The organism is Asanoa iriomotensis, from assembly GCF_016862515.1.
GTDB classification, from domain to species: domain Bacteria; phylum Actinomycetota; class Actinomycetes; order Mycobacteriales; family Micromonosporaceae; genus Asanoa; species Asanoa iriomotensis.
The window spans coordinates 118,876-144,590 of sequence record NZ_BONC01000003.1 but is presented as its reverse complement, the minus strand read 5'-3'; the positions used below and the strand labels follow the sequence as shown (position 1 = coordinate 144,590).

The window sequence follows — 25,715 nt, the reverse complement described above, 5'->3', positions numbered from 1 at the left end:
CGAGTAGCATACTGAGTATAACGAGGCATGTCCACCACGGACTCCAACGGTCAAACGGGGGAGGTTTGCGCACTGACGCGAGCGGGGTCATCCGGTCGGCCGGATGACCCCCCTTGCTGGTCAGCAGGCGCAGCGCGCCGTGGGTGCGGCGGCGGGCGCCGGTGCGGCGGCCGCCGCCTTCTTGACGTCGGCGAGCATCCGCGCTCGGGTGATCGGGTCGATCACCTGGCCGCGGACCACCACCGAGTGGATGCGCGTCGTGTTGCGGATGTCGCGCAGTGGGTCCGCGTCGAGCAGGACCAGGTCGGCGACGTTGCCGCGAGCGATCGTGCCGCGGTCGTGGACGCCGAGGTAGCGGGCCGGTTCGAGGGTCGCGGTCTGCAGCACCCGCATGTTCGACAGGCCCGCCTGTGCGAGCCGGGCCAACTCGTCGTGCAGGCTGAAGCCCGGCATCAGGTAGGCGGTGCCGTTGTCCGTGCCGGCCATCAGCGGCACCCCCGCCTGGTCCAGGTCGTGGACCAGGCGCAGCCGGCGCTCGAAGATCTCACGGCCGCGGGCGTCCTGCTCCGGTGTGCGGCCGGTCGTGTAGATCAGTTCGAGGGCGTACGCCCAGAACTCGCGTGTGGCCGCCGGGAAGTAGGCGTAGCGCGGGTCGTTCATCGGGGTGTCGCCGGGCAGGTCCGTGAACGTGTGCAGCACCAGCGTCGGTGTGACCCGGGTGCCGTTGCGGGCCAGCCGGGCGAAGACGGCCGCCGCCTTGTGGCGGTCGTAGCTGCGGGCGGCCGCGTACTCGTAGGGGTGCATCTTGTTGAGCCACCCGTTGTACTCGCCGCCCGCGATCGGCACCGACGTGATCGCCCGGCGCAGTTCGTCCTCGCGGCTCGACGTGTCGTACCAGACCTGGAAGAGGTGCTCCACGCTGGCCAGGCCGGCGTCGCTGGCCTCGGTCAGCTGCACGAAGTCGGAGACGTGGCCGAGGAACGGGATCCGCTGCCGGCGGGCCTCGTCGGCGATCGCGAAGAACGACCCGCGTGACAGTCGTGTGTAGACCTTGATGAAGTCGGCGCCGGCGTCCTTCTGCGCGCGCACCGCGGCGCGGGCCTCGGCGGCGGTCGCGACACCGATGTACGGCGCTCCCAGCCCTTCCCACAGCGACGGCGAGCCGTCGACGATCGGGCTGCCGATGGTCCAGTGCGGCCCGAGCCGGGTGCCGGCCTCGATCTCCCGCCGCCACTGCGTGACATCGGCGTTGGCGCTCATGTCCCGGACCGTCGTGACGCCGTTGACGATGTGCAGCGGCAGCTCGATCGCCGCGCCGTCGAACGTGTGGTTGTGCATGTTGGCCAGGCCCGGTATCAGGAACTTGCCGCGCCCGTCGATCACGTGGGCGCCGGGCAGCGCGCCGACCCGGCGGCTCGGCTCGACCGCGAGGATCCGCCCACCGCGCAGCAGCACGGTCATGTCCCGCTGCGCCGGCGCGCCCGTCGCGTCGATCACGGTGACGTGGGTGATCGCGGTCATCCGGTCGGCGGCGGCCGGCACGCGCGGCGTGGCGCTGGCCCGCCCGACCCCGACGGCCGCGCCCGCGGCGAGCCCGACGGCACCTGCGAGAACCGAACGGCGGGAGATGGCGTTGCGCTGCATGGGAAACCCCTTCGCGGTCGATGACGTGCCTTCACGATCTCCCGGGCGACGGGTCGGGGTCATTGCCGTGAGCGGGCGTATCGACGGTAGGGAAATCCTCACCTAGTCCATTCCGCGACGGCCCGGTGTCCAGAAGGGCTTGATCACCAGGGCTGAACGGGGCCAGCCGCGGTCGCTCCGGAAGTGTTGGCTCACTGCTTGGCAGTCACGGGCCTCGCCGGCGATGTAGACCGTGCCGACGGCCGGCAGCTCCAGCGCGCGCACCGCGTCCAGCAGCTGTCCACTCCGGACCCAGGTGAGCTTGCGCGGCAGCGGTATCTCGTCGCCCGCCGTCGCCAGGACGCCCATCGCCGGGGCGTCGTCGGGCAGCGCCCGGAGCATCGCCGCGAACGGCACCGCCGCGGTCTCGTCACCAGCGAACACGTGCGACGCCGTGGAGCGCAACGTCAGCCTGCCCTCGGGCCGACTGAGCGTGACCTCGTCACCCGGGCCGGTCGTGCGTGCCCACGCGCTGCCCGGGCCGTCGCCGTGGTCGAGCACGGCGAGGTCGAGGACGCCGCGGCCCGGATCCAGATTCCAGATGGAGTACGTCCGGCGTGCGTCGCCAGGGTTGCGCAACCATCGGCCCGGCGGGGTCACGTTGACCCGCACGTGCTGGCCGGGCAGCCAGGTGAGGCCACGCAGCCCGTCACCGGTGAGCCGGATGGCGCGCATCCGGTCGGTCAGTGCGGCGTTGTCGGCGACGGTGGCGCGAAGAAAGAAACGGTCGAAAACGGCCATGGCCGCGCTCCGTTCGAACATGTCACCGACCGGCGGTCGACAACCCCGCGGTGACCTTACCGACCGATAACCGGTTGCCGGGCCGCGTAGGCCGGCGCCGCGGTTCAGGCGACCGGGCGGGCGCTACGTCGCGTAGACATTTCCATCTGTTCATCTGCTGCATGCTCACGGGCCGTAACGGGTCTTCAGGATCGGCGGGACCACCGATCCCAGGAGGAACTCGATGTCCCGATGGCAACGACGTGCCGTGACGGCGCTCGCCGCCACCGTGGCCCTGAGCGGGGTGGCCGGCCTGACCGCCGGCATCAGCCCCGCCGCGGCTTCGAAACCCGCCAAGACCTTCGACCTGCAGGCGCACCGCGGAGGCCTCGGGTTGCGGGTGGAGAACACGCTGGCTTCGTTCGGCAACGCGCTCCGGCTCGGCGTGTCCACGCTGGAGCTGGACGTGCAGATCACCGAGGACGGGCAGGCGGTGGTCACCCACGACCGCCGGACCACCGGCTCGAAGTGCAAGGACACCGCGCCGGCGTTCCCCGGTGACCCGGAGTTCCCGTACATCGGCAAGTACATCAACACGCTGTCGCTGGCGCAGGTGCGCACGCTCGACTGCGGCAGCCTGACCCTGGCCGACAAGCCGGGCCAGGTCGCGGTGCCGGGTGCCCGGATGCCGCTGCTCAGCGAGGTCTTCGCGCTGGTCAACCGCTACCAGGCGCGGGACGTGAAGCTCAACGTGGAGACCAAGGTCGAGGCCGGCGCGCCGACCGAGACCGCGCCGCGCGAGCAGTTCGTCCAGGTGACCGCCCGTGAGGTGCGCAACGCCGGCCTGCTAGGGCAGGTCACGATCCAGAGCTTCGACTGGGGCGCGCTGATGCGGATGCGCCAGGTCGAGCCGCGGCTGCCGCTGGTCGCGCTGACCAACATCGACTTCCTGCAGACCGGCAAGCCGGGTGCGTCGCCGTGGCTGGGCGGCATCGACATCGACGACTTCGGTGGCGACCCGATCAAGGCGATCAAGAGCTTCGGCGTGACGACCTTCTCGCCGGTGCACGGCACGCCGCAGAACGGCACGGTGAACGACGCCAACTACGTGCCGTACGTGACCAAGGCGATGGTCGAGCACGCGCACCGCAACGGCATCAAGGTCGTGCCGTGGACGATCGACGACGTGCCGACGATGACGAAGCTGATCGACGACGGCGTCGACGGCATGATCACCGACTACCCGGACCGGTTGCGCACCCTGCTGGGCCAAATGCGGTTCAAGCTGCCCAAGGCGTACGCGTCGCCGTTCGACGTGCAGGCCCACCGCGGCGGCCGCGCGGACCTGCCGGAGAACACCCTGCCGGCGTTCGCCCGCGCGCTCTCCAACAAGGCCGTGTCCACGCTGGAGCTGGACACGGGCGTCACCAAGGACGGCAAGCTGGTCGTCATCCACGACCGGACGATCAACGGCTCGCACTGCATCGACACCGTGCCGGTGCGCCCGCGCGACCCGATGTTCCCGTACGTCGGAAAGCGCGTGCACGACCTGACGCTGGCGCAGATCAAGACCATCGACTGCGGCACGAAGACACTGCCGGAGCTGCCGAACCAGACGCCGGTGCCGGGCGCCCGGATCCCGACCCTGGACGAGGTCTTCGCGCTCGTCAAGGGCAGTGACCGGCCCGACGTGCGGATGAACATCGAGACCAAGATCAGCCCGACGGCGAACGACACCGAGGCGTTCGGCCCGTTCACCGCCAAGCTGGTCAAGGCGATCGAGAAGGCCCGCTTCGAGGACCGGGTGACGATCCAGTCCTTCGACTGGCGCACGATCATCCGGGCGCGCGAGCTCAACAAGAAGATCGAGACGGTCGCCCTGGTCTGGCAGTACGGCCCGGCCGAGTGCGCGACGCTGGCCGACGAGTGCTCACTGCAGGCGGTCTACGGCGACAAGTCGGTCAAGAGCCCGTGGACGGGCGGCCTGGACTGGTGGAAGTACAAGGACCTGGGCAAGCTGGTCCGCGCGGCGGGCGCCGGCACGGTCTCCGCCAACTGGCAGGTCCACGACCCGACCCAGGGCACGGTCGTCGACAGCGACTGGTACCTGCGCCAGGACCCGACCTACTACCACGGCCCGGACGTGCCGGTCCTCCAGCGCCGCGACCACCTCAAGGTCGTGCCGTACACGGTGGACGATCCGGCCATCATGCAGCGCGTCATCGACCTGGGCGTCGACGGCATCATCACCGACAACCCAACGCTCCTGATCCAGGTAGCAATCCGCAACGGCCTGCGCTGAACCGCAAGGAACGGACCGTTATTAACACCCCGTGTTAGTAACGGTCCGTTCCTATGCGGAAAGCGTTAACAACGGACCGTTCCTTCAGCCGCGGCGGAGGGCGACGATGGCGATGTCGTCGGCTACGTGGGTCGTGGCCAGGTCGGCCAGGAGGCGGTCCGCATAGGCGTCCAGGTCGGGCTCGACGTGTGCCGCCGACACCGCCAGCGTGGCCAGGCCGTCGTCGATGTCGTGCGTGCGGCGTTCGACCAGGCCGTCCGTGTAGAGGACCAGCGTGGCGCCCGGCGGGAGGAACAGGTCCAGGTCGCCCGGGCGTGGTGCGGCCAGGCCCAGCAACGGCGCCGGGTGCTCCACGAACGCGGCCGCGCCGTTGACCACCAGGAGCGGCGGTGGGTGGCCCGCGTTGGCCAGGCGGATCCGGCCAGACGGCGGGTCCAGCATCAGCACGCAGATCGTGGCCAGCTCGCCCGGCAGCAGCGTGCGCAGGAGTTGGTCCGCCTTCGCCAGGAGGACCGCGGGTGGGTGGCCCTCGACCGCGTACGCCCGGACCGCGTGCCGCAGCTCGGCCATCACCGTGGCGGCGTAGAGCGAGTGGCCCGTGACGTCGCCGATCGCGGCCAGCAGCTGCCCGTCGATCATCGTCAGCTCGTAGAAGTCGCCGCCCACCTCGGTCTGCGCGCTCGCCGGCACGTACCGGACCGCCAGGTCGTAACCCGCGACCGCCGGGATCCGTTGCGGCAACAGGCTGCGCTGCAGGGTGAGCGCGATCCGGTGCTCCTCGTCGAAGGTCCGCTGTGCCTCGACCGCGGACGCCACCGCCTGGACCAGCAGGCGCAGCACGTCGGCCTGTTCGCGCAGCACGGTTTCGGGCACCGTGACGTGCACGGGTGGGCGGTCGTCGCGCAGCCGGGCCGTGCCGACCGCGACCTCGTCGGTCGCCCAGTCGAGCTGTGGCCACTGTTCGCGGGAGTCGGTGCGGACGAGCGCGCCGACGGGCACGACCACCGCGGCCGCGGGCCATTCGCGGATCACCGGCTCCGCGCCCGGGCCGGCGACGGCCGCGACCAGGCGCTCGCCGGCGGAGCTGACGGCGCTGACCGTGTCGGCGGCCACCACCGCGCCGGAGCCGAAGATCTCCGCCGCGCCCGTCGCCGCGGCGGTCAACAGCTCGCTGAGGGTACGCGCGGTGTTGACCACCACCGTCGCCTCGGCCAGCCGGGTCAACCCCGCGGCGAGCGTCTCGGCGTGCCGCCGGGCGCGGTAGTAGCGCAGTACCGCGTGGGCGGTCGCCACGAGCTCGTCGGGCTCGATCGGCTCGGCCAGGTAGGCGTCGGCGCCGCGGGTCAGCCCCTGCGCCCGGTCGGCCACGTCGACCGCGTGCGCCGAGACGTGGATGACCGGCGTCGCCGCCAGCGCCGGGTGGGCCTTGATGCGTTCCGCGACCTCGAAGCCGCTCAGGTCGCCCAGCCGCACGTCCAGCACGACCAGGTCGATGTCGCCCGCGCCGACCCGGTCGAGCGCGGCCGTGCCGCTGTCGGCCTCGACGACCGTGAAGCCGGCCCGGGTCAGCCAGCGGACGAGCAGGTAGCGCTTCGCGTCGCTGTCGTCGACGACCAGCACCGTGGTGACCTCAGGATGTTCCATCGCCACCCGCCACCGGGAGCCGCACGGTGAAGGTGCTCCCCGCGCCGGGCTCGCTCGCCACGGTCAGCTCGCCGCCGAGCAGGGTGACCAGGCGGCGGGCGTACGGCAGTCCCAGGCCGGTGCCGGTCGCGCCGGTCGGTGCACGGCCCGGCACCTGGTAGAACTCCTCGAAGATCCGGTCGTGCAGCTCGGCCGGGATGCCGATGCCGGTGTCGGTGACCTGGATCAGCCAGTCCGCGCCGGCCCGCGTGGCGGCCATCCGGACCTCGCCGGCCGCCGTGAACTTGAGCCCGTTGTGCAGTAGGTTGCGCAGCACCTGGGCGAGCAGCACCTCGTCGGTGCGGATCTCCGCCGGCGGCGCCGGGTCGACGACCACCAGCTCGACGTCGCCGGTCGTCATGGCCCGCACCGTGCCGCGCAGCTGACTGAACACCCCGCGCAGGTCCACATCGGACCAGTCAGGCTGAATCGTGCCGGACTCGGCCTTGGCCAGGTCGAGCAGGTCGTTGACCAGCCGCAGCAGGTCCGCGGCCGAACCGCGGATCAGCTGGACCTGGCGGGCCTGGTCCTCGGTCAGGGGGTCGGACTCCGGGTCGTCGAGCAGCCGGGCCAGCCCGATCACGGCGGTGACCGGCGCCCGCAGCTCGTGGCTGACGTTGGCCAGGAACCGGGTCTTCGCCTCGCTCGCCGCGCGCAGCTGCGCGGACCGCTCGTCCAGCTCGGCGTAGAGCGCCACCACGCCGCGGTTGGTTTCCTCCAGCTCACCGGAGAGCTGGTTGTAGAGCGCCATCACGCCGCGGTTGGTCTCCTCCAGCTCCGCGTTGAGCTGGGCCAGCTCGTCGCGGTGCGCGCGGGTCTCCTCCAGCGCGGTGAGCAGTTGCTCGTTCTGTTCGGCCATCTCGTCGAGGGGGGAGCGCGGTGCCGAGGCGGCGAGCTCGCCGCGGATGCGGTCGAGCCGTGCCTCGCTGAGTTCCCCTCCGGCCGGGATCCGCCGGCTCATCCTCACCACCGTCGTAGTCGGTCCGTCGTCGATCGTGAGATCGTCGACCAACCGGCCGAGGCTGGGCAGCTGGTCCGCCTGGCTCGGGCCGATGGCGACGACCTCGACCTGAATTTTCCCGGCGGAGACACCGAACCAAACCTCGGCGGCGGTCGCCGCGGGTCCGCCACGGTCGGTGAACAGGGTGCGACCGATCTCGCTGAGCGCGGTGGCCAGCCGCACCTGGTCCTGCCGTTCCAGGCCGACGGCCGCGGCCACCTCGCGAGCCCGCTGCCGGGCCACGAACACGTCGGATTCGGTACGCAGCAACAGGTGCACCAGGCGCGTGTTCATGCGCGGGCCACCAGCACGCACGCGTCGTCACGCCGGGTGCCGGCGTCGCGCAGGACGGTGGCGGCGATCACCTGTGGCGAACGTCCCCGCAAGCCGGGGTAGTCGTCGACGTTCCACCGGTCGACCACGCCGTCGGAGTGCATGACCAGCAGCGCGCCGGGTGCGATCGGATAGCTGAACTCGCGGACGACCCGGCGTTGGTGGCCGGCGATGCCGGGCAGCGAGACCAGGCCGCGCCGGGTGGCGTCGTCGACCAGGAACCCGGCGATGTTGCCGAGCCCGGCGTACCGCACCTGCCCCTCGTCGAACTGGGCGACCGCGATGGCGGCACCCCGGGTGTGTCGCACCGATCGGTGCACATGCTCCACCACCACGGCGGGCGGGCCGGCGGGCGCGGCCCGGAACCCCTGCACGACCGCCGCGGTCGCCGCGGCCGCCAGCGGGCCGTGGCCCAGACCGTCGCAGACCAGCACCTGGGTGCGCCCGTCGGCCGTGCGCGTCGCGTAGCCGTCGCCGCAGACCTCCTCGCCGCTCATCGGCCGGCTGACCGCGGCGACCGTGGCGGGCCCGGGCGCCGGGCCGGGCCAGATCTGCGCGACCGTCACCGTGCCGCGGCCCGACACCGAGCTCAGGTCGAGCCAGCCGGCCTGGCGGGCGATCGCGCCGAGGCCGATGCCGAGCGTGCCGGCGGTCGAGTGACCGTCGCGGGTCGACGCGGTCACGTCACCCATGCCGGGCCCGGAGTCGACCGCGAGCAGCTCGACGCCGGCGACCTCGCCGGACCGCACCGGGCGGACCAGCAGGCGGCCCTCGTCGGCGTGCTTGACCAGGTTGCTGGCTAGTTCGGTGGCGACGATCGCGAGCCCGCCGAGCCGGCCCTCGTCGAGCCCGACCTCGGCACCCACGTCCTGCGCCGCCCGCCGGACGGCGCTGACCGCGCTGGCCTCCTCGAGGCGGAACCACAGTCCACCGTCGACGAGCCCGCTCGCGCGGCTCACCGCTACCGCGCCCACTTGGTGATGGTGATCCGGGTGCCCCGGCCCGCGGCCGTGTCGATCTCGAACTCGTCGACCAGCCGCCGCGCGCCGGACAGCCCGAGGCCGAGCCCGCCGCCGGTGGTGTAGCCGTCGGTCAGGGCCAGGTCGAGGTCGGCGATGCCGGGTCCGTCGTCGGCGAAGACGATCCGGATGCCGGTGCGGCGTCCGCTGTCCACCACGGTCACCTCGGCGCCGCCGCCACCGCCGTACACCAGGGTGTTGCGCGCCAGCTCGCTCGCGGCCGTGACCAGCTTCGTCTGGTCGACCAACGACAGCTTCGCGCCGACCGCGACGATACGCACGAGTTGCCGCACGCGCACCACGTCCTCGTCGGCGGCGATGGTCACCATCTGCGGCCCGACGTCGGTGGTCACGTCGTCGCCGATAGACCGTCGATGCCGAGGTCCTCGGGCTCGTCGGCCCGGGACCGCGCGAGCAGCTCCATGCCGAGCTCGACGTTGAGCGCCGTGCGGATGCCGTCGAGCGAGAGCCCGAGCTCGACCAGCGTGATCGCGACCGCGGGACGCATGCCGACGACGACGGTCTCGGCGTCCAGCACGCGGGAGATCGCGGCGATCGAGGAGAGCATCCGGCCGACGAACGAGTCGACGATGTCGAGCGCCGTGATGTCGATGATGACGCCGTGGCAGCCGGTCGCGACGATCCGGTCGGACAGGTCCTCCTGGAGCGCCAGCGCGGTCTGGTCCTGCATGTCCACCTGGATGGAGACGAGCAGGATGTCGCCGATCTTGAGGACCGGGACGCGTTCCATCAGTTGCTCCGCGCCTTGCGGTTCGCCTCGATCATGCGCAGCGCGTGGCGCAGCGCGTCGGCCAGGCTCGCCTTGGTGGCGATGTCGCCGAACTCGATGCCGAGCGCGACGATCGTCTGGGCGATCTGTGGGCGGATGCCGGAGATGATGCACTCGGCACCCATCAGGCGGGCGGCCACCACGGTCTTGAGGATGTGCTGCGCGACCTGGGTGTCGACCGCGGGCACGCCGGTGATGTCGATGATGGCGTACGGGGAGCCGGTCTCGACCAGCGTCTCCAGCAGCCGCTCCATGATGACCTGGGCGCGGGCCGAGTCGAGCGTGCCGACCAGCGGGATCGCGACCACGCCCTCCCACAGCTTGACCACGGGCGTGGCCAGCTCGAGCAGTTGCTCGGCCTGGTCGGCGATCAGCTCCTCGCGGGTCTTGGCGTAGGTCTCGAAGGTGAACAGGCCCAGGTCGTCGATCACCAGGCCGAGCGCGAGCAGGTCGGCGAGCACCTGCGGGTCGGCGCCGCGCACGTCGACGACGTCGAAGAGGGCCTTCTTGAGCCCGAACACGGTGACCGCGGTCTCGGCGGCGCTGAAACCCTGTCGGGCGCGGCTGCGGGACATCTCCACGAGCGTGGCGCGCAGCGAGGCGGCGGCTTCGGCGCTCAGATCGAAGTCACCGGCCTGCAGCGCCTCGACGAGCGTCCGGTGCAGATCCTGCACCTGCCTGAGCAGCTCGGCCCTGGTCAGCCGGCCGCGCAGCGGCGCCGCGACAGCGTCGGTCCAGCTCGCCGTCAGCTTGTCGGCGTGGGTTTCGAGCAGCGCCGCAAGACGACCGCTCTCCTCCGCGGTGAGTCCCATCCATACCCTCCCCGGGCCCCTGGCCGGCCGTCGGGATGTGGGCCAGCCGGCAGACCGTACCACCCGTCCGTCATATCCATGCCTGGCAGCAACTACTTCGAGATCTAGGCTGCATGGATGTCATTTCGGGCGCGGGTACGGGGTTGCCTGCTGGGCGGCGCAATAGGGGATGCACTGGGAAATCCCGTGGAATTCCTGCATACGGCTCGAATCCGCGACGAATACGGGCCGGACGGACTGACCGACCTGCTCGGCGACCCGGCGCTGATCACCGACGACACCCAGATGACCCTGTTCACCGCCGAGGGGCTGATCCGGGCGAGCGTGGCGGGCGTCGAGCCGCCGGCGATGGTCTATCAGGCGCACCTCCGCTGGCTGGACACCCAGCGCCGGCCCGGGCCGCCGGACAGCGCCGACGGCTGGCTCGCCGGACACGCCTTCCTGTACGCGCGCCGCGCGCCCGGCAATGCCTGCATGTCCGGGCTGTCGGCCGGCCGGATGGGCACACCGGCGTCCCCGGCGAACCCGCACTCCAAGGGCTGCGGCGCGGTGATGCGCTCGGCGCCGTTCGGCCTGGATCCACGATGGACGGTCTCACGGGCGTTCGACGTCGCGGCCGAGTGCGCCACGCAGACGCACGGGCATCCGTCCGGCTTCCTGGCCGCCGGCGCGTTCGCCGCGATCACGCACGCTCTGGTCGTCGGGGAGCGCGACCTGCCGGACGCGGTCGAGGTCGCCCTCGGCCTGCTCCGGCGGCAGCCGAAGCACGACGAGGTGACCACCGCGCTGGAACGGGCGCTGGCGCTGGACCGCGCGGTGACACCGGAGCGGGTCGAGACGCTCGGCGGCGGCTGGATCGCGGAGGAGGCGCTGGCGATCGCGCTCTACGCGGCGCTGGCCCACCCGACGGACGTGCGCCGGGCCCTCCTGGCCGCGACCAACCACTCGGGCGACAGCGACTCGACGGCCGCGATCGCAGGCAACCTCCTCGGCGCCTGGCGCGGTGAAGAGGCCCTGCCGCCGGACTGGGTGTTCCGGCTGGAGGGCCGCGGCACGATCCTGGAGTTGGCCGACGACCTGGTCTTCGAGTGCACCCAGGGCGACCAGCTACACGGCGACCTGGGCCCCTACACCGGCTGGACCGACCGCTACCCCGGCAGCTGAGGGCGCGGGCCGGCTATCTCGCCGGCTTGCGTCTGGCCGGTTTACGCGTGCGCTGGGGAGCGGCGGCACGCCACGCCCAGCGAATCTCCGCCGCCACCGCTCTTGGGAGCCGGGCCAGCAGCGCGCGGAGCTCGTCCGGCCGCCAGACCTGAGCGAGCCGGTCCAGCGGCATTCTGCGCAGCGTTGGTTCGAGAACTTCCCGCGGCACGATCGCCATGACCTCGCGCAGCCGATTGTCGTCGAGGGCGTCGACGATCGCCTGACGTTGGTCGTGCTCGGCCAGGAAGAGGACGATCCGTTCCACATCCATCGCCGCGAGTGCGACTCGGCGTCTGGATTCGGGCATCCTGGCGATCAGATCCACGTCGTCGGGCTCGATGAGGCGCGCGATTCGCATGGCCTGTTCGTCAGGGAGTGCGTTGTAGAGGTGGCTGCCGAGGGTCTTGCTGGTCGTCCCGTAGCTAGGGCTCCGCAGGCTGGCTCGGAGCTCCGCGTCGATGCCGCCGAGGATCCAGATGGCGGTTTCGTCGTCCAACGCCACCAGATACCGCAGCCGCACTTCGTGCGTCATCAGGACGAACAGCCTGGCTCGCGGTCCAGGCATCATGTCCCTGAGCAACATCCCGATATATGCGGGATCTGCCTCGGCCAGGAACCCTTCCAGCGTGGGCAGCGTCGCGCGCATCTCGTCGGTGCTGGGGATGAGCCAGTAGAGGATGTCTTCGGCCATGGCGGGCGGAAGTCGACCGAACACCGACGCAGTCGTGGCCGCCGAGCGGCGACCCATCAGAATCAAGAGCTGTGCGCTGGTCGCCGGGCCGATCACTTCGAGTATGCCCGCGGCCTGGGCGGGCACGGTGAACAGAACCTCCACCCCGATCTCGGCATCCAAAGGCGCGAGAATCCGCCCCCATCGTTCGACATCCTCCGCCGGACCCGCGACAGCACCGAAATCCTCGAGCAACTCGGCGATCCGGTCGCCAGCCATGCCGGCGAAGATGCGGGTGATGCCCGCCGGGGACATCGCCGCCAACTGGCGCCGGGCGACCGCGACCGACTCCCGGCTCACCAGGTCCGCGGCCAGGTCCGGTTTCAGCTCCGCCAGCACCGCACCCGCGCGGTCGGGGCGCATCTCGGCAAGCCGCTCCCGGGCGAGGTCGGCATCGATGAAGGCCAGCTGCTCGGCGGCACGCCCGGCCGGAAGCCGCTCCAGCCGCTCAGCGGCGACGGCAGCCGGAAGCCGCTCGAGAACCTCGACCTCGATCGCCAGCTCCACGAACGAGTCGCCTTTGGGTCGAGCAGTCGACCGGACAACGGGTGCCGGGGATCGGCGGGCCGGCAGAAAGATCGCATCGCGCTTGGCCAGCCAGACCCGATGTGCCGCCGCCGGCAGCCCGCATCCGTAGAGAAAGCCCTCGAGCGACGCCTGCTTGGGGACACCTTGTCCCCTGAGGAGGTTGTAGACGGTGCCACGCGATATCGGTTCCGGAGAACTCCGGCTGACCTTGGCCACACCGTCCGGCGAACGACCCGATTCGCTCATCAGTCGCTGCAGAGCCGCGGCGAAATCAGCGGGGTTCGTCACCGCTCCTGCGTCGAGCGGCACTTGCGATTCTGCGGCCATGGCGACGTCATCTCCGTGGGCCTGATCGACGGGCCATCAGGGTATCCAATCCGTCCAGCCCGACCCCGGTTGAACGGTTGAACACCGACGCTCAACGTCAGCGGCACTCACCGCCTGAAACGACGCGAGCGAGGGGAACACCGATGAACCCACCTTCTGACCGCGGCCTCTGGGTCGCCTGTTGTCTGCTGCTGAGCGCCGTCGTCAGCATCATCGGCGGGCTGCTCAGCTATGCGGATGGAGCCAACCTGGCCGGGGCACTCGCAACCGGCGGCGCGGCCTTCCTCGCGACCGGCACGCTGGGGCTCGCCGTCCTGGCGCACCTGGATCCGCCTCGTTAGCCCTGGAGCGTAGGCTCCGGGCTGCGCCGGTTAGCCAGTTCGGCGCAGGAGGCATCCAACGATCGGATGAGCCCACACTTGTGCCTCCATGCCATCATCCTGGTGAACATTCATGGGGGTGGAAGCGACAGGTGGGCGACTTCATTGACACCGCACTAGGCTTTCCGGCCGTCGTTTTCACCGTCCTGCTCGCCGTGGTCGTCTGTTACTGGATCCTGGTGCTCGCCGGCGGTCTGGACCCAGACGGCGACGGTTGGCTCGACGGCGCGCTCGACCGGATCGGGCTCGGCGGCACGCCGGCCACGGTCGTGCTGTCCATTGTGGTGGCTGTGGCCTGGTTCGCCAGCCTCGTCGGCAGCGTGCTCCTCGGTGACCACGCGCTGCTCGAGACCCTGGTGCTGATCGTCAGCATCGCCCTCGGCGCTTTGGTCGCCAACCAGCTTCGCCGGCCGCTGCGCCGGTTCTTCCCGACCGCGCCCGAGGCGTCGCGGCATGACTTCGTCGGTCGGGAGTGTGTGATCCGCACCGGGCGGGTCGCCATCGACTTCGGCCAGGCCGAGGTGCACGCCGCCGACGGGTCCTCCGCGATCGTGCAGGTGCGCCAGACCGGCGCCGACACGTTCGCCGCGGGCACCCGCGCGGTCATCTACGACTACGACTCCGCCGGCGAGTTCTTCTGGGTCGTGCCGGCCGACCTCTCGGATCGAACGAAGGACCGTTGATGGACGTTATCTCGCTCGGGTTCCTCGTGCTCGTCCTGGTGCTCATGCTCGTGCTCCTGGGCGTGCTGCTGCTGGTCAGCCGGTTGTTCCACAAGGTCGAGCAGGGCAAGGCGCTGATCATCTCGAAGACCCGGCGGGTCGACGTCACGTTCACCGGCGCGGTCGTGCTGCCGGTGTTCCACAAGTCCGAGATCATGGACATCTCGGTCAAGACCATCGACATCGAGCGGTTCGGCAACGACGGGCTGATCTGTCAGGACAACATCAGGGCCGACATCAAAATCACCTTCTTCGTACGCGTGAACAAGACCGCCGAAGACGTGGTGAAGGTGGCGCAGGCGATCGGCACCGCGCGTGCCAGCGACCAGTCGACGCTCCAGGAGCTGTTCAGCGCCAAGTTCTCCGAGGCCCTCAAGACGGTCGGCAAGCAGCTCGACTTCGTCGACCTCTACACCAAGCGCAACGAGTTCCGCGACCGCATCATCGCCGTCATCGGCACCGACCTCAATGGATACTCGCTCGAGGACGCCGCGATCGACGTGCTGGAGCAGACTCCGCTCGACCAGCTCGACCCGCGCAACATCCTCGACGCGCAGGGCATCCGGAAGATCACCGAGCTGACCGCCGCCGAACACGTGCGCACCAACGAGTTCCGGCGCAGCGAGGAGAAGGAGATCACGCGCCAAAATGTTGATGCGCGTGAAGCGATTCTCGAGCTGGAGCGCCGCCAGGCCGACGCCGAGATCAAGCAGAAGCGGGAGATCGACACCGTTCGTGCGCGCGAGGAGGCCGAGACCGAGCTGGTCCGGGCCGAGCAGCGGCTGCGCTACAACGCCGCGAACCTGCGCACCGACGAGCAGCTCGGCGTCCAGCGGGAGAACCAGGCCCGGGAGATCGCGGTCGCCGAGAAGAACCGCGAGCGCGTCATCGCGATCGAGACCGAGCGGATCGAGAAGGACCGCATGCTCGAGGTGATCGGCCGCGAGCGGGAGACCGAGCTGTCGACGATCGCCAAGAACAAAGAGGTCGAGGCCGAGAAGCGGGCGATCGCCGAGGTGGTCCGCGAGCGGATCGCGGTCGAGAAGACGGTCGCCGAGCAGGAGGAGCACATCAAGCGCCTGCGGGTCGTCGAGGAGGCCGAGCGCCTGCGCCAGTCGACGATCATCCAGGCCGAGGCGATGGCCCAGGAGAACCTGGTCAAGGACATCAAGGCGGCCGAGGCCGCGGAGGCCGCCGCCAAGCACCGCGCCCGCGAGCAACTGGTCCTCGCCGAGGCCCGGCAGCAGGCGGCCGAGCTCGACACCCGCGCGAAGATCCGGCTGGCCGAGGGCACGCAGGCCGAGGCGGCCGCCACGGGCCTGGCCGACGTGCAGGTGCGCGAGCGGGACGCCGAGGCGATCGAGAAGGTCGGCCGGGCCGAGGCCGCGGTCGAGCGGGAGAAGGCGATCGCGGCGGCCGAGGGCATGCGCGAGAAGCTCAAGGGCGAGGCCGAGGGTCTGACCGAGAAGGCGGCCGCGATGGCGGCGCTGGACGACGCGACCCGCGAGCACGAGGAATACCGACTGCGGCTGGAGGCCGAGAAGGAGATCCGGCTCGCCGGCATCGACGTGCAGCGGCAGGTCGCCGAGGCGCAGGCGACGATCGTCGGCAAGGGCCTGGAGAAGGCCGACATCGACATCGTCGGCGGCGACAGCATCTTCTTCGACCGCCTGCTCAGTGCGATCTCGGTCGGCAAGAGCGTCGACGGGTTCATGCAGCACTCCACCGTGGCGGCGTCCTTGGCCGAGCCGTGGCTCAACGGTGACTCCAGCTTCGCCGACGACCTCGGCAAGCTGCTCGGCAAGGTGAGCACGGCCGACATCACCAACCTGACGCTGTCGGCGTTCCTGCTCCAGCAGATCCGGGCCGGCGGCGACGACGCGGGCAAGCTGCGCGAGCTGCTCACGGCGGCCGAGAAGCTCGGCGTCGCGGACGCACCGCTGGCCGCGCTCAACGCCAAGTCCCTCCCGGTCGCCCGTGGCTGACACGCAAACCGCGCCGGCCAGCCTGGACGCCGGCACCTACGAGGTGCTGCGCGACCGGCTGGCGGCGCGGTCCGCCGAGCTGGCCCGCCGGGCGGAGGAGCTCAACGCCCGGCGGCTCGCCGAGTTCGGCAGCACCGAGCTGCGCCTGGTCGGCACCGACCGGGTCCGCACCGAGCACAACTGCGTGCCGCGCGACATCGTCCCCGCCGCCGGCGTGATGCTGTTCGGCTACAACGTGTTCCTCGGCCTCAAGCCGGAGACCACGGTCGGCGACGTGTTCTCGCTGCACCGGTTCCTGCGCGACGGCGACGCGTTCCGGTTCGACGACGTGCCGGCCGGCGAGGTGCCCGGGCTGCTCGACGACGAGACGTTCCAGCGCGACTTCGCCGAGCTCTATCGCTACTACAAGGAAACCCGGCTGGCCACGCTCCGCGAGGTCGACGGGAAGCTGCTCGCCGTCTTCCAGACCGGTCCGCGCACCGAGGACGTCAAAGTCCTGCGCTGGGCCGCGACCCAAGAAGGCGTGTCCTATCTCGACAACCGGGGCGAGCGCGACCACGTCTTCCCGCCCAGCCACGACTTCGAGTGGGTGGAGACCACCCGCGACGACCACGTGCTCGGCCGGCACCCACACATCTCCGTCGCCGGCGAGGTGTTCGTCGAGACGGTCGGCGGCGACCTCACGCTCAAGGTCGAGGACAACACCGAGTCGGGCGAGGGCATCTACTCCGAGCCGGTCGAGCAGCCGCTGCAGAGCCTGGCCGACGCCGACGTGCACTGGGCCCGGGTCGGTCCGCTGATCCTGCTGCGCATCCGCCCGTACAAGGAGAGCGCCTGGCGTCATCTGGTCTTCAACACCCGCACCAAGGGCGTGGTCCGGCTCGACGGCATCGGCCAGGCCTGCCAGCGGTTGCCCGAGGACCACGGCCTCGTCTTCCCGGGCGGCTTCTATCTGACGACCGGCGTGGTGAAGACCTTCGAGACCGACACCACGGACCTGGTCTTCGAGCGGGTGATCCGGTCGCCCAACGGGGAGGACGTGCTCTACGTCTTCCACGCCCTGGTCGAGGGGCGCAGCCTGCTGCTGCCGTACAACGTGATCCGCAAGGAGGTGGCCACGCCGCTGTCCTGCCACGGATACTCGCTGTTCGACGACGGCACGCTGGTCATCTTCCGGGCCACCTCCGACGAGCCGACCCGGGTCCACCCGATGCAGGTGTGGCAGACGCCGTTCCAGTCCGACGCGTACGCCGCGCGCCAGCCGGCCGGCACCGGCGCGCTGGCCCGGGTGGGCAACGCCGATCTCGTCCGCGGCATCTCCGACGCGCTCTCGGTCGCCCGGATGGTCGGCGAGATGAGCCCGTCGATCCCGGTGTACGAGGCCCTGATCGCGACCTGCGTCCGGGTCTTCGACCACTACCACTGGCTGGGCGAGGCGGAGCTGTGCGACCTGCGCACCCCGCTCGCCGAGGTACGCGCGACCGCCGAGCAGGTGCTCGACGAGTACGAGAAGGTGCAGGCGCTCACCGCCGCCGCGGCCACCGCGTTGGAGACCGCCGCCGCCGACATCGCATCGCTGGTCCGCCGGGTCAACGGTGAGGCGCCGGCCGGCACCGACGGCTGGATCCGCCAGCTCGCCGAGTTGCGCCGGGCGCAGGGTCACCTGGAGACGCTGCGCGAGCTGCGCTACGTCGACGTGGCCCGGATCGACACGTTGGCGACCGACCTGTCCGGCCAGCTCGACGCCGCCGCCCGGCGCGCCGTGGCGTTCCTCGAGCGCGACGACGCCTTCACCGGCTATCGCGACGAGGTCGAGCGCCTGGCCGCGGAGGGCGCGCAGGCGCCCACGGTGGCGGCGGTGGGGCCGGTCAACGAGAAGCTGACCGAGCAGTCTGACGAGCTTCGGCTCGTCACTGACGTGGTCGGCACGCTGGACATCGCCGACGCGACAGTGCGCACGGCGATCCTGGAACGGATCGGCGAGGTGCTCGGCGGGGTCAACCGGGCCCGGGCCACCCTCGACGCCCGCCGCCGGGACCTGGCCGCGATCGAAGGCCGGGCCGGCTTCGCCGCCGAGTTCGCTCTGCTCAACCAGGCCGTGACCGGCGCGCTGGCCGCCGCGGACACCCCCGAGGCGTGCGACGACCAGCTCGGCCGGCTGCTGCTGCAGGTGGAGAACCTGGAGTCGCGGTACGGCGAGTTCGACGACTTCCTGACCGAGCTGTCGACCAAGCGCACCGACGTCTACGAGGCGTTCTCGGCCCGCAAGCAGGCGCTGGTCGACGACCGCGCGCGGCGGGCCGACCGGCTCGTCGAGTCGGCGGACCGGATCCTCACCAGCGTCCGCCGCCGGGCGTCCACGATGGACACACTGGACGACGTCAACACGTACTTCGCCGCCGACCCGATGGTGGCCAAGCTCCGCTCGGTCGCCGACGAGCTGCGCGCGCTCGGCGACGCGGTCCGCGGTGAGGAACTCGACGGGCGGGTCAAGGCCGCCCGGCAGGAGGCCGGTCGGGCGCTGCGCGACCGGGTCGACCTGTTCCGCGACGGCGGCGAGACGATCCAGCTCGGCCGGCACCGGTTCGCGGTCAACACCCAGGCGATCGAGCTCGCGCTGGTGCCGCACGACGGCGCGCTGGCGGTCGCGGTGACCGGCACCGACTACCGCGCACCGGTCGACGACCCGGAGTTCGCCACCACGCGCGAGTTCTGGGACCAGCCGCTGGTCTCGGAGTCGCCGGCGGTGAGCCGGGCCGAGTTCCTGGCCACCTCGATCCTGGCCACCGCCGACCTGGACGCGCTGCACGCGGCCGCGGCCGGCGGCACGCTGGCCGACCTCGTGCGGCGGACCGCCGAGGAGCGCATCGACGAGGGCTACGAGCGGGGCATCCACGACGCCGACGCCACCGCGATCCTGGACGCGCTGCTGCGCCTGCACGCGGCCGCCGGGTTGCTGCGGTATCCGCCCGCGGCGCGGTCGGCCGCCCAGCTCTTCTGGGCGTTCGGCGCCACCGAGGCGGCGAAGCCGGCGTGGCAGCGCCGGGCCGCCTCGCTGGCCCGGGCCCGCGCGGTGTTCGGCGGCTCACCGGCGATCGACGAGCTGGAAGCCGAGCTGGGTGCGGCGATCACCGAGTTCGGTCTGGTGGACGACCCGCTGGCCGGCGAGTACCTCTTCGAGGAGCTGGCCGCCGGCAACGGTGGGTTCGTCACGAGCGCCGGCGCCCGGGCGCTGGTGTCCGACTTCCGCAAGCGGCTCGGCCGGCCCAAGGCCCGCGAGCTCGACGAGGACCTGCGGGCGCTCGGCGCCGACCTGCCCGCCCGGCACCAGCTCGCGTCGGCGTGGCTGGCCGCGTTCGCGGGGGCGCACGACGACCTCGCCGAGGCGGTCGCGATCGAGCTGTGCGGCGGCGACCTGCCCCGGTACGACTCATCGGCCGAGCTGACCGCCACCGTCGACGGGTTGCTCGCCACCCATCCGCGGATCGCCCAGCGGCGGTTGGCGTTGCGGTTGGACGAGGCGCTGACCCGTACCCGCGAGTTCCGTGACCGTCGGGTCCCCGCCTTCCGCGACTACCAGCGAAAGCGCGCGGCGGTCACGGCCCGGGCCGGCGAGCGGCTGCGGCTCGACGAGCACAAGCCGCGGGTGATGGCCGGCTTCGTCCGCAACCGGCTGCTCGACGAGGTCTACCTGCCGTTGATCGCCGACAACCTGGCTCGGCAGGTGGGTGCGGCCGGTGAGGGCAAGCGGGTCGACCAATCCGGACTGTTGCTGCTGATTTCCCCGCCCGGCTACGGCAAGACCACGCTGATGGAGTACGTGGCGAGCCGGCTCGGCCTGGTGTTCGTCAAGGTGAACGGGCCGGCCCTGGGCACCGGCGTCACGTCGGTCGACCCGGAGTCGGCGCCGAACGCGACCGCGCGCCAGGAGGTAGAGAAGATCTCCTTCGCCCTGGAGATGGGCAGCAACGTGTTGCTCTACCTCGACGACATCCAGCACACCTCGCCGGAGCTGCTCCAGAAGTTCATCTCGCTGTGCGACGCGCAGCGCCGGATGGAGGGGGTCTGGGACGGCCGGACCCGCACGTACGACCTGCGCGGCAAGCGGTTCGCGGTGTGCATGGCCGGCAACCCCTACACCGAGTCCGGCAAGCGGTTCCGGGTGCCGGACATGCTCGCCAACCGGGCCGACGTCTGGAACCTCGGCGACGTCCTGTCGGGCCGCGACGACCTGTTCGCGCTGAGCTATGTCGAGAACGCGCTGACCACCAACCCGGTGCTGGCACCACTGTCCACACGGGAGCGTGGCGACATCGAGCTGCTCGTGCGGATGGCCCGGGGCGACACCTCGGTGCTGCCGGACCAGCTCGCGCACGCGTACCCGGCGGTCGAGCTGGCCCAGATCCGGTCGGTGCTGACGAAGGTGCTGCGGGTGCAGGACGTGGTGCTCGCGGTCAACCGGGCCTACATCGCCTCCGCCGGGCAGGACGACGCCGCCCGCACCGAGCCGCCGTTCCTGCTGCAGGGCTCCTACCGCAACATGAACAAGCTGGTGGAGCGGATCCTGCCGGTGATGAACGACGAGGAGCTGGAGACCGTCCTCGACGACCACTACCTGGGCGAGGCGCAGACCCTGGCCGCCGCGGCCGAGGCCAACCTGCTCAAGCTGGCGGAGCTGCGCGGGCGGCTGTCCGCCGACCAGGCCTCCCGGTGGGCGGCGGTCAAGGCCGCCTATCTGCGCCAGAAGGCCCTCGGCGGCGCCGACGACGATCCGATGGCCCGCGCGGTAGGCGCCGTCGGCTTGGTCGCCGACCGCATCGGCGCCATCGAAGCGGCCTTGCGTGACCGCTGACGACCCCTACCTCTGGCTCGAAGAGCTGGACTCACCACCCGCCGCGCGGTGGGTCGCGGACCGCAACGCGGAGACGCTGGCCGCGTTCGCCGACGAGGGCTTCGCCCGGGCGAAGGACGCGATCCGGGAGGTGCTCGACAGCAAGGACCGGATCCCATACCCGGGCTGGCGCGGGGACGGCCTCTACTACGACTTCTGGCAGGACGCGGACCACCCGCGCGGCTTGTGGCGGCGGACCACGCCGGAGCAGTACCGGCGCGACGAGCCGGAGTGGGACGTCCTGATCGACGTCGACGCGCTGAACGTGGCCGAGGGCGAGAACTGGGTGTGGGGCGGTGCGACGGTGCTGCGGCCCGGCTACGACCGCTGCCTGGTCAGCCTCTCCCGGGGCGGCGCGGACGCCGTGGTGGTCCGCGAGTTCGACCTGCGCGGCCGGGTCTTCGTCGACGGCGGGTTCACGCTGCCCGAGGCGAAGAGCGACGTGGGCTGGATCGACGCCGACCACATCTACGTCGGGACCGACTTCGGGCCCGGCACGTTGACGGCCTCCGGTTATCCGCGTGTGGTGAAGCGGTGGCGGCGCGGCACCGCGCTGTCGGAGGCGGAGCTCGTCTACGAAGGGCACGTCGACGACGTCGCCGCCGGCGCGAGCCATGATTCGACGCCGGGCTACGAGCGCGACTTCGTCGGCCGGTCCCTGGACTTCTATCGCAGCGAGCTGCACCTGCGCCGCCCGACCGGCGACCTCGTCAAGGTCGACATACCCGACGACGCCGGCTGCGACGTGGAGCGGGACTGGCTGCTGATCTGGCTCAGGACGCCGTGGACGGTCGGCGGCGCGACGTATCCGGCCGGCGCCCTGCTGGCCGCGCCGTTCGGCGCGTATCTCGAGGGCCGGCGGGACCTGAGCGTCCTATTCGAGCCCGACGACCGCACGTCGCTCGGGTCGTTCGCGTGGACCCGTAACCATCTGATCCTCACCACGATGACCGACGTCCGGACCCGGCTGCACGTGCTCACCCCGGACGCCGCGGGCTGGCGTCGGCGGCCGCTTCCCGGGGCCGGCGAACTCGACGACGCCTGGATCGTCGACACCGACCCCGACAACGACGACTCCTACCTGACCGCATCGGCCGGGTTCCTGCGGCCGGAGACCCTCAGCCTGGACACCGTCGGCGGTGCCGTCGAGGTGCTCAAGCGAGCACCGGCGTTCTTCGACCCCGAAGGCATGGAGGTGCGTCAGCATTTCGTCGCGTCCGCCGATGGCACGCGCGTGCCGTACTTCGTCGTGGGCGGCGCCACCCCCGCGCCGACTCTTCTTACCGGGTACGGCGGTTTCGAGATCTCACAGACTCCGCACTACGACGGCGTCGTTGGGCGTCGGTGGCTCGCGCGCGGCGGCACATACGTCGTGGCGAACATCCGCGGTGGTGGGGAGTTCGGTCCGGCTTGGCACCAGGCGGCGCTGCGGGAGAAGCGGGTCAAGGCGTTCGAGGACTTCGCCGCGGTCGCGGCCGATCTGGTGGCACGCGGGATCACCACCCCGGCACAGCTGGGCATCGAGGGCGGCAGCAACGGCGGGCTGCTGATGGGTGTCATGCTGACCCGCTGTCCCGCGCTGTTCGGGGCGGTCGTCGCCACGGTGCCGCTCCTCGACATGCGCCGCTACACCAAGCTGCTCGCCGGGGCATCATGGATCGCCGAGTACGGCGACCCCGACGTCGATGCCGACTGGGCCTACCTGCGCGAGTTCTCGCCGTACCACAACGTTCGGCCCGGCCGGTCGTACCCGCCGGTCCTGTTCATGACCTCGACCCGCGACGACCGTGTCCATCCTGGACACGCGCGGAAGATGGTGGCCCTGCTGCGCGAGCACGGCTACGACGTCTCCTACTACGAGAACGTGGAGGGTGGGCACGGCGCGGCCGCCGACAACGAGCAGGCCGCCACCCTCTGGGCACTGACCCTCGAATATCTCTGGCGCAAGCTGGGCGGCGCCTAGCTCCAGACCTGCTCCGCGACGCGGCGGAAGTTGCCGCCGAGGATGCCGGTGATCGCTTCCGCCGGGTAGCCGCGGTCGGCAAGGGCCTGCTCGACGCGGAGCAGGTCCTCCGGGGGCATGATCTTGATCGGGCCCCACCGCGCGTACATCTCGGGGAAGAGCTCCGGGTTTTCGGTCATCTCGCGGTTGAGGTCGTCCAGGTCGAACGAGTAGTCGGACGAGATGCCGACGTGTTCGGGGCCGACCAGCTCCACGGCGTAGTCGATGTGGCGGACCAGCGCGTCGACGCTGGCGTCGTTGGGGCCGAGGAAGATACCGACGCCGGTGATGCCGATGACTCCCCCGGTCTCCGCGCACGTCCGGGCCTGCTCGTCGGTGATGTTGCGCTCGTGCTCCCACAGCGCCCGCATGCAGGAGTGGCTGTAGACCATCGGCTTCTCGGTGAGCGCGGCCATGTCGAGCCCGGTCCGGATGCTGCAGTGGGAGCCGTCGACCACCATGCCGACCGCGTTCATCTCGCGGACCAGGTCCCGCCCGTACGCCGTGAGCCCCTCGTCGACCGCGTCGGTGCACCCGGAGCCGGCCGCGTTGCGCACGTTGTAGGTCGGCAGCAGCGTGCGTACGCCCAGGTCGTAGAACTCCTTGACCCGCTCGAGCCGGCCGCCCAACGGCCCGGAGTCCTCCAGGTCGAAGGCCACGCCCACCTGGCCGGCGCGGGTCGCGGCGTCGATGTCGGCGACGCCGTCGACCAGGGTCAGCCGCTCGTCGGCGGTCACGCCGCGCCGCCAGGTGTGCAGCAGCTCGAAGACCAGCTCGGTGGGGTGCGGCGAGAAGCCGACGTTGACCGAGACGTACGAGCCGCCGGGGCGGGCGTAGCGGGCCAGCTCGCCGATGTCGGCCGAGGGCACGAGCGGGAGGCAGCAGTGCTGTTCCCAGAGGAGCGGGTGGTCCATCACCGCACCATACTGAAGCGGCGGAGAGCCAGCGGGGCGAACCCGGCGGTCAGGAGCGCGCACCCGACCAGCAGGTAACCCAGGCTCGCGCCGGGCGGATCCCCGGCCGTCAGGGCGCGCACGACGGTGACGAGCTGGCTGACCGGGTTCACGTCGACGAACGCCTGCAACCAGCCCGGGAGGGTCGCCGGCGTGGTGAAGATGTTGCTGAAGAACGACAGCGGATAGAGCACCGACTGGGTCAACGCGAGCACCGCGCCGGGTGTCTTGAGCGTCAGCGCCAGCCATGTCCAGACCCACGACAGGCTGACGGCGAACAGCAGCACGAGCAGCACCGCCCCGGTGACGCCCAGCACCCCGCCGGCGGGGCGGAAGCCGAGGGCGAGCCCGAGCGCCAGCACCACAGCCGAGGCGAGCGCGTAGCGGACGACGTCGCCGATCAATGCGCCGGCGAGCACCGCGCCGGGGCGGATCGAAAGGGTGCGGAACCGGTCGTACACCCCGGTCGCGATGTCGACGCTGAGCGCGGCACCCGTGGTGCCGGTGGTCACCAACAGCGTCATCACCAGGATTCCCGGGATCAGATAACCGATGTACGCGTCGATCGAGCCGCCGATCGCACCGCCGAACAGGAAGCTGAAGATCAGCGTGAAGACGACCGGGTGCACCGCGACGTCGAGCAACTGGACGGGGGTGCGGCGGAACTTCTTCAGCGCCCGGCCGCCGAAGGCGAGCGTCACGGCACTCATGCGACCCGCTCCTTCGCGGTGGTGAGGGCCAGGAAGACCTCGTCGAGGCTGGGTTGGCCGAGGGCGAACTCGGCGACGTCGATGCCCGCCCAGGACAGCTCGGCGAGCGCGGCAGCCGCACCACCGGCCGCCCCCTTCGCGGTGAGCACCGCGGGGTCGGTGTCGGACGCCTCCGCCGCGCCCAGCGCACGCACCAGCAGGTCGCGCGCGGCGTCCCGGTCCGCCGGGTCGTGCAGTCGCAACCGGAGGGTGCCGCCGCCGATCGACGCCTTGAGCTGGTCAGTGGTCCCGTCCGCGACGACCCGGCCGTGGTCGATCACCGCGATCCGGTCGGCGAGCTGGTCGGCCTCGTCCAGGTATTGGGTGGTGAGCAGCACGGTGGCGCCGTCGGCGACCAGGCCGCGGACCAGGCTCCACACCTCGCCCCGGCTGCGCGGGTCGAGGCCGGTCGTCGGCTCGTCGAGGAACAGCAGATCGGGCGGCACGACCAGGCCCGCGGCGAGATCGAGGCGGCGGCGCATGCCGCCCGAGTAGGCGCGGACCAGGCGGTCGGCCGCATCGGCGAGGTCGAACCGGTCGAGCAGTTCGGCGGCGCGCGCGGCGGTGGCCGCCCGCGACAGCCGGTGCAGCCGGCCGAGCAGGGTGAGGTTCTCGCGGCCGGTCAGGGTCTCGTCGACCGACGCGTACTGGCCGGTGAGGCTGATCCGGTCGCGCACCGCGGTCGGCTCCTCGACCACGTCGTGGCCGAACACCCGGGCGCGGCCGGCGTCCGGGCGCAGCAGCGTGGCCAGCATCCGGATCGTGGTGGTCTTGCCGGCGCCGTTGGGGCCGAGGAAGCCGCAGACCGAACCGGCCGGCACGGTCAGGTCGATCCCGTCCACCGCCCTGGTCGCGCCGAACGTCTTGACCAGCCCCTCAGCTTGGACTGCGTCCATATCGCCT

At 71.2% G+C, this 25,715-nt stretch carries 19 protein-coding genes; 7 read left to right on the top strand and 12 right to left on the bottom strand.

Features of this window, described 5'->3' with window-relative positions:
- Positions 1-120: 120 nt before the first annotated feature.
- Both Air01nite_RS03830 and Air01nite_RS03825 read right to left on the bottom strand, forming a co-directional pair.
- Complete coding sequence (locus Air01nite_RS03830) at positions 121-1,644, bottom strand: amidohydrolase family protein (protein WP_239090470.1); 1,524 nt, start codon at positions 1,642-1,644, stop codon at positions 121-123.
- Between the two features lie 102 nt (positions 1,645-1,746).
- Complete coding sequence (locus Air01nite_RS03825) at positions 1,747-2,424, bottom strand: siderophore-interacting protein (protein WP_203700368.1); 678 nt, start codon at positions 2,422-2,424, stop codon at positions 1,747-1,749.
- Positions 2,425-2,671: 247 nt separating this feature from the next.
- On the opposite strand from Air01nite_RS03825, the gene Air01nite_RS03820 reads away from it, so the two are divergent.
- Entirely contained in the window at positions 2,672-4,705 is a 2,034-nt protein-coding gene (locus Air01nite_RS03820) for a glycerophosphodiester phosphodiesterase family protein (protein WP_239090469.1), read from the top strand.
- Positions 4,706-4,789: 84 nt separating this feature from the next.
- Here Air01nite_RS03820 and Air01nite_RS03815 read toward each other — a convergent pair whose 3' ends face one another.
- From Air01nite_RS03815 to Air01nite_RS03790, 6 genes are read right to left on the bottom strand one after another with little or no spacing between them, the layout of a single operon-like run.
- Positions 4,790-6,349: a SpoIIE family protein phosphatase gene (locus tag Air01nite_RS03815; RefSeq protein ID WP_203700366.1), complete on the bottom strand. Its 1,560-nt coding sequence runs from the start codon at positions 6,347-6,349 to the stop codon at positions 4,790-4,792.
- Positions 6,336-7,682 (bottom strand): sensor histidine kinase, encoded by a 1,347-nt coding sequence (locus tag Air01nite_RS03810; RefSeq protein WP_203700365.1) that lies wholly within the window; start codon positions 7,680-7,682, stop codon positions 6,336-6,338. Before Air01nite_RS03810 ends, Air01nite_RS03815 begins: the two co-directional genes overlap by 14 nt.
- A complete protein-coding gene (locus tag Air01nite_RS03805; protein ID WP_239090468.1) occupies positions 7,679-8,695 on the bottom strand; it encodes an ATP-binding SpoIIE family protein phosphatase in 1,017 nt (338 codons plus the stop codon). Before Air01nite_RS03805 ends, Air01nite_RS03810 begins: the two co-directional genes overlap by 4 nt.
- Positions 8,683-9,069, bottom strand: a complete 387-nt coding sequence (locus Air01nite_RS03800) for an ATP-binding protein (RefSeq protein ID WP_203700482.1) — start codon at positions 9,067-9,069, stop codon at positions 8,683-8,685. The genes Air01nite_RS03805 and Air01nite_RS03800 overlap by 13 nt, the downstream gene beginning before the upstream one ends.
- Positions 9,070-9,089: 20 nt before the next feature.
- Positions 9,090-9,491, bottom strand: a complete 402-nt coding sequence (locus tag Air01nite_RS03795) for an STAS domain-containing protein (RefSeq protein WP_203700364.1) — start codon at positions 9,489-9,491, stop codon at positions 9,090-9,092.
- Positions 9,491-10,342, bottom strand: coding sequence for an STAS domain-containing protein (locus tag Air01nite_RS03790; RefSeq protein ID WP_203700363.1), 852 nt, complete (start codon positions 10,340-10,342; stop codon positions 9,491-9,493). The genes Air01nite_RS03795 and Air01nite_RS03790 overlap by 1 nt, the downstream gene beginning before the upstream one ends.
- Before the next feature lie 117 nt (positions 10,343-10,459).
- On the opposite strand from Air01nite_RS03790, the gene Air01nite_RS03785 reads away from it, so the two are divergent.
- Positions 10,460-11,506: an ADP-ribosylglycohydrolase family protein gene (locus Air01nite_RS03785; protein ID WP_203700362.1), complete on the top strand. Its 1,047-nt coding sequence runs from the start codon at positions 10,460-10,462 to the stop codon at positions 11,504-11,506.
- Positions 11,507-11,519: 13 nt separating this feature from the next.
- On the opposite strand, the gene Air01nite_RS03780 is transcribed toward Air01nite_RS03785, so the two are convergent.
- Positions 11,520-13,130, bottom strand: coding sequence for a magnesium transporter MgtE N-terminal domain-containing protein (locus tag Air01nite_RS03780; RefSeq protein ID WP_203700361.1), 1,611 nt, complete (start codon positions 13,128-13,130; stop codon positions 11,520-11,522).
- Between the two features lie 143 nt (positions 13,131-13,273).
- Between Air01nite_RS03780 and Air01nite_RS03775 the strand changes: the two genes are divergently transcribed.
- The 5 genes from Air01nite_RS03775 (at position 13,274) to Air01nite_RS03755 (ending at position 23,071) form a co-directional block, all read left to right on the top strand.
- Positions 13,274-13,471 (top strand): hypothetical protein, encoded by a 198-nt coding sequence (locus Air01nite_RS03775; RefSeq protein WP_203700360.1) that lies wholly within the window; start codon positions 13,274-13,276, stop codon positions 13,469-13,471.
- Between the two features lie 131 nt (positions 13,472-13,602).
- The gene (locus Air01nite_RS03770; RefSeq protein ID WP_203700359.1) at positions 13,603-14,193 is read left to right on the top strand and encodes a hypothetical protein; all 591 of its coding nucleotides are present in this window, start codon (positions 13,603-13,605) and stop codon (positions 14,191-14,193) included.
- Positions 14,193-16,217 carry a flotillin family protein gene (locus Air01nite_RS03765; protein WP_203700358.1) on the top strand — a complete coding sequence of 675 codons (2,025 nt, stop codon included), beginning with the start codon at positions 14,193-14,195 and terminating at the stop codon, positions 16,215-16,217. Before Air01nite_RS03770 ends, Air01nite_RS03765 begins: the two co-directional genes overlap by 1 nt.
- A complete protein-coding gene (locus tag Air01nite_RS03760; protein ID WP_203700357.1) occupies positions 16,210-21,069 on the top strand; it encodes a DNA repair ATPase in 4,860 nt (1,619 codons plus the stop codon). Before Air01nite_RS03765 ends, Air01nite_RS03760 begins: the two co-directional genes overlap by 8 nt.
- Positions 21,059-23,071: a prolyl oligopeptidase family serine peptidase gene (locus Air01nite_RS03755; RefSeq protein WP_203700356.1), complete on the top strand. Its 2,013-nt coding sequence runs from the start codon at positions 21,059-21,061 to the stop codon at positions 23,069-23,071. Before Air01nite_RS03760 ends, Air01nite_RS03755 begins: the two co-directional genes overlap by 11 nt.
- On the opposite strand, the gene Air01nite_RS03750 is transcribed toward Air01nite_RS03755, so the two are convergent.
- From Air01nite_RS03750 to Air01nite_RS03740, 3 genes are read right to left on the bottom strand one after another with little or no spacing between them, the layout of a single operon-like run.
- Positions 23,068-24,024 (bottom strand): dipeptidase, encoded by a 957-nt coding sequence (locus tag Air01nite_RS03750; RefSeq protein WP_239090466.1) that lies wholly within the window; start codon positions 24,022-24,024, stop codon positions 23,068-23,070. The genes Air01nite_RS03755 and Air01nite_RS03750 overlap by 4 nt on opposite strands.
- Positions 24,024-24,773: an ABC transporter permease gene (locus tag Air01nite_RS03745; RefSeq protein WP_203700354.1), complete on the bottom strand. Its 750-nt coding sequence runs from the start codon at positions 24,771-24,773 to the stop codon at positions 24,024-24,026. Before Air01nite_RS03745 ends, Air01nite_RS03750 begins: the two co-directional genes overlap by 1 nt.
- Positions 24,770-25,708 (bottom strand): ATP-binding cassette domain-containing protein, encoded by a 939-nt coding sequence (locus Air01nite_RS03740; RefSeq protein WP_203700353.1) that lies wholly within the window; start codon positions 25,706-25,708, stop codon positions 24,770-24,772. The genes Air01nite_RS03745 and Air01nite_RS03740 overlap by 4 nt, the downstream gene beginning before the upstream one ends.
- Between the last annotated feature and the right edge of the window lie 7 nt (positions 25,709-25,715).

Coding starts and splice junctions, on each gene's coding strand:
- Air01nite_RS03790 (WP_203700363.1), bottom strand. CDS start 10,342: ATGGGACTCACCGCGGAGGAGAGCGGTCGTCTTGCGGCGCTGCTCGAA.
- Air01nite_RS03785 (WP_203700362.1), top strand. CDS start 10,460: ATGTCATTTCGGGCGCGGGTACGGGGTTGCCTGCTGGGCGGCGCAATA.
- Air01nite_RS03800 (WP_203700482.1), bottom strand. CDS start 9,069: ATGGTGACCATCGCCGCCGACGAGGACGTGGTGCGCGTGCGGCAACTC.
- Air01nite_RS03750 (WP_239090466.1), bottom strand. CDS start 24,024: ATGGACCACCCGCTCCTCTGGGAACAGCACTGCTGCCTCCCGCTCGTG.
- Air01nite_RS03795 (WP_203700364.1), bottom strand. CDS start 9,491: ATGGAACGCGTCCCGGTCCTCAAGATCGGCGACATCCTGCTCGTCTCC.
- Air01nite_RS03745 (WP_203700354.1), bottom strand. CDS start 24,773: ATGAGTGCCGTGACGCTCGCCTTCGGCGGCCGGGCGCTGAAGAAGTTC.
- Air01nite_RS03810 (WP_203700365.1), bottom strand. CDS start 7,682: ATGAACACGCGCCTGGTGCACCTGTTGCTGCGTACCGAATCCGACGTG.
- Air01nite_RS03825 (WP_203700368.1), bottom strand. CDS start 2,424: ATGGCCGTTTTCGACCGTTTCTTTCTTCGCGCCACCGTCGCCGACAAC.
- Air01nite_RS03740 (WP_203700353.1), bottom strand. CDS start 25,708: ATGGACGCAGTCCAAGCTGAGGGGCTGGTCAAGACGTTCGGCGCGACC.
- Air01nite_RS03780 (WP_203700361.1), bottom strand. CDS start 13,130: ATGGCCGCAGAATCGCAAGTGCCGCTCGACGCAGGAGCGGTGACGAAC.
- Air01nite_RS03765 (WP_203700358.1), top strand. CDS start 14,193: ATGGACGTTATCTCGCTCGGGTTCCTCGTGCTCGTCCTGGTGCTCATG.
- Air01nite_RS03830 (WP_239090470.1), bottom strand. CDS start 1,644: ATGCAGCGCAACGCCATCTCCCGCCGTTCGGTTCTCGCAGGTGCCGTC.
- Air01nite_RS03815 (WP_203700366.1), bottom strand. CDS start 6,349: ATGGAACATCCTGAGGTCACCACGGTGCTGGTCGTCGACGACAGCGAC.
- Air01nite_RS03775 (WP_203700360.1), top strand. CDS start 13,274: ATGAACCCACCTTCTGACCGCGGCCTCTGGGTCGCCTGTTGTCTGCTG.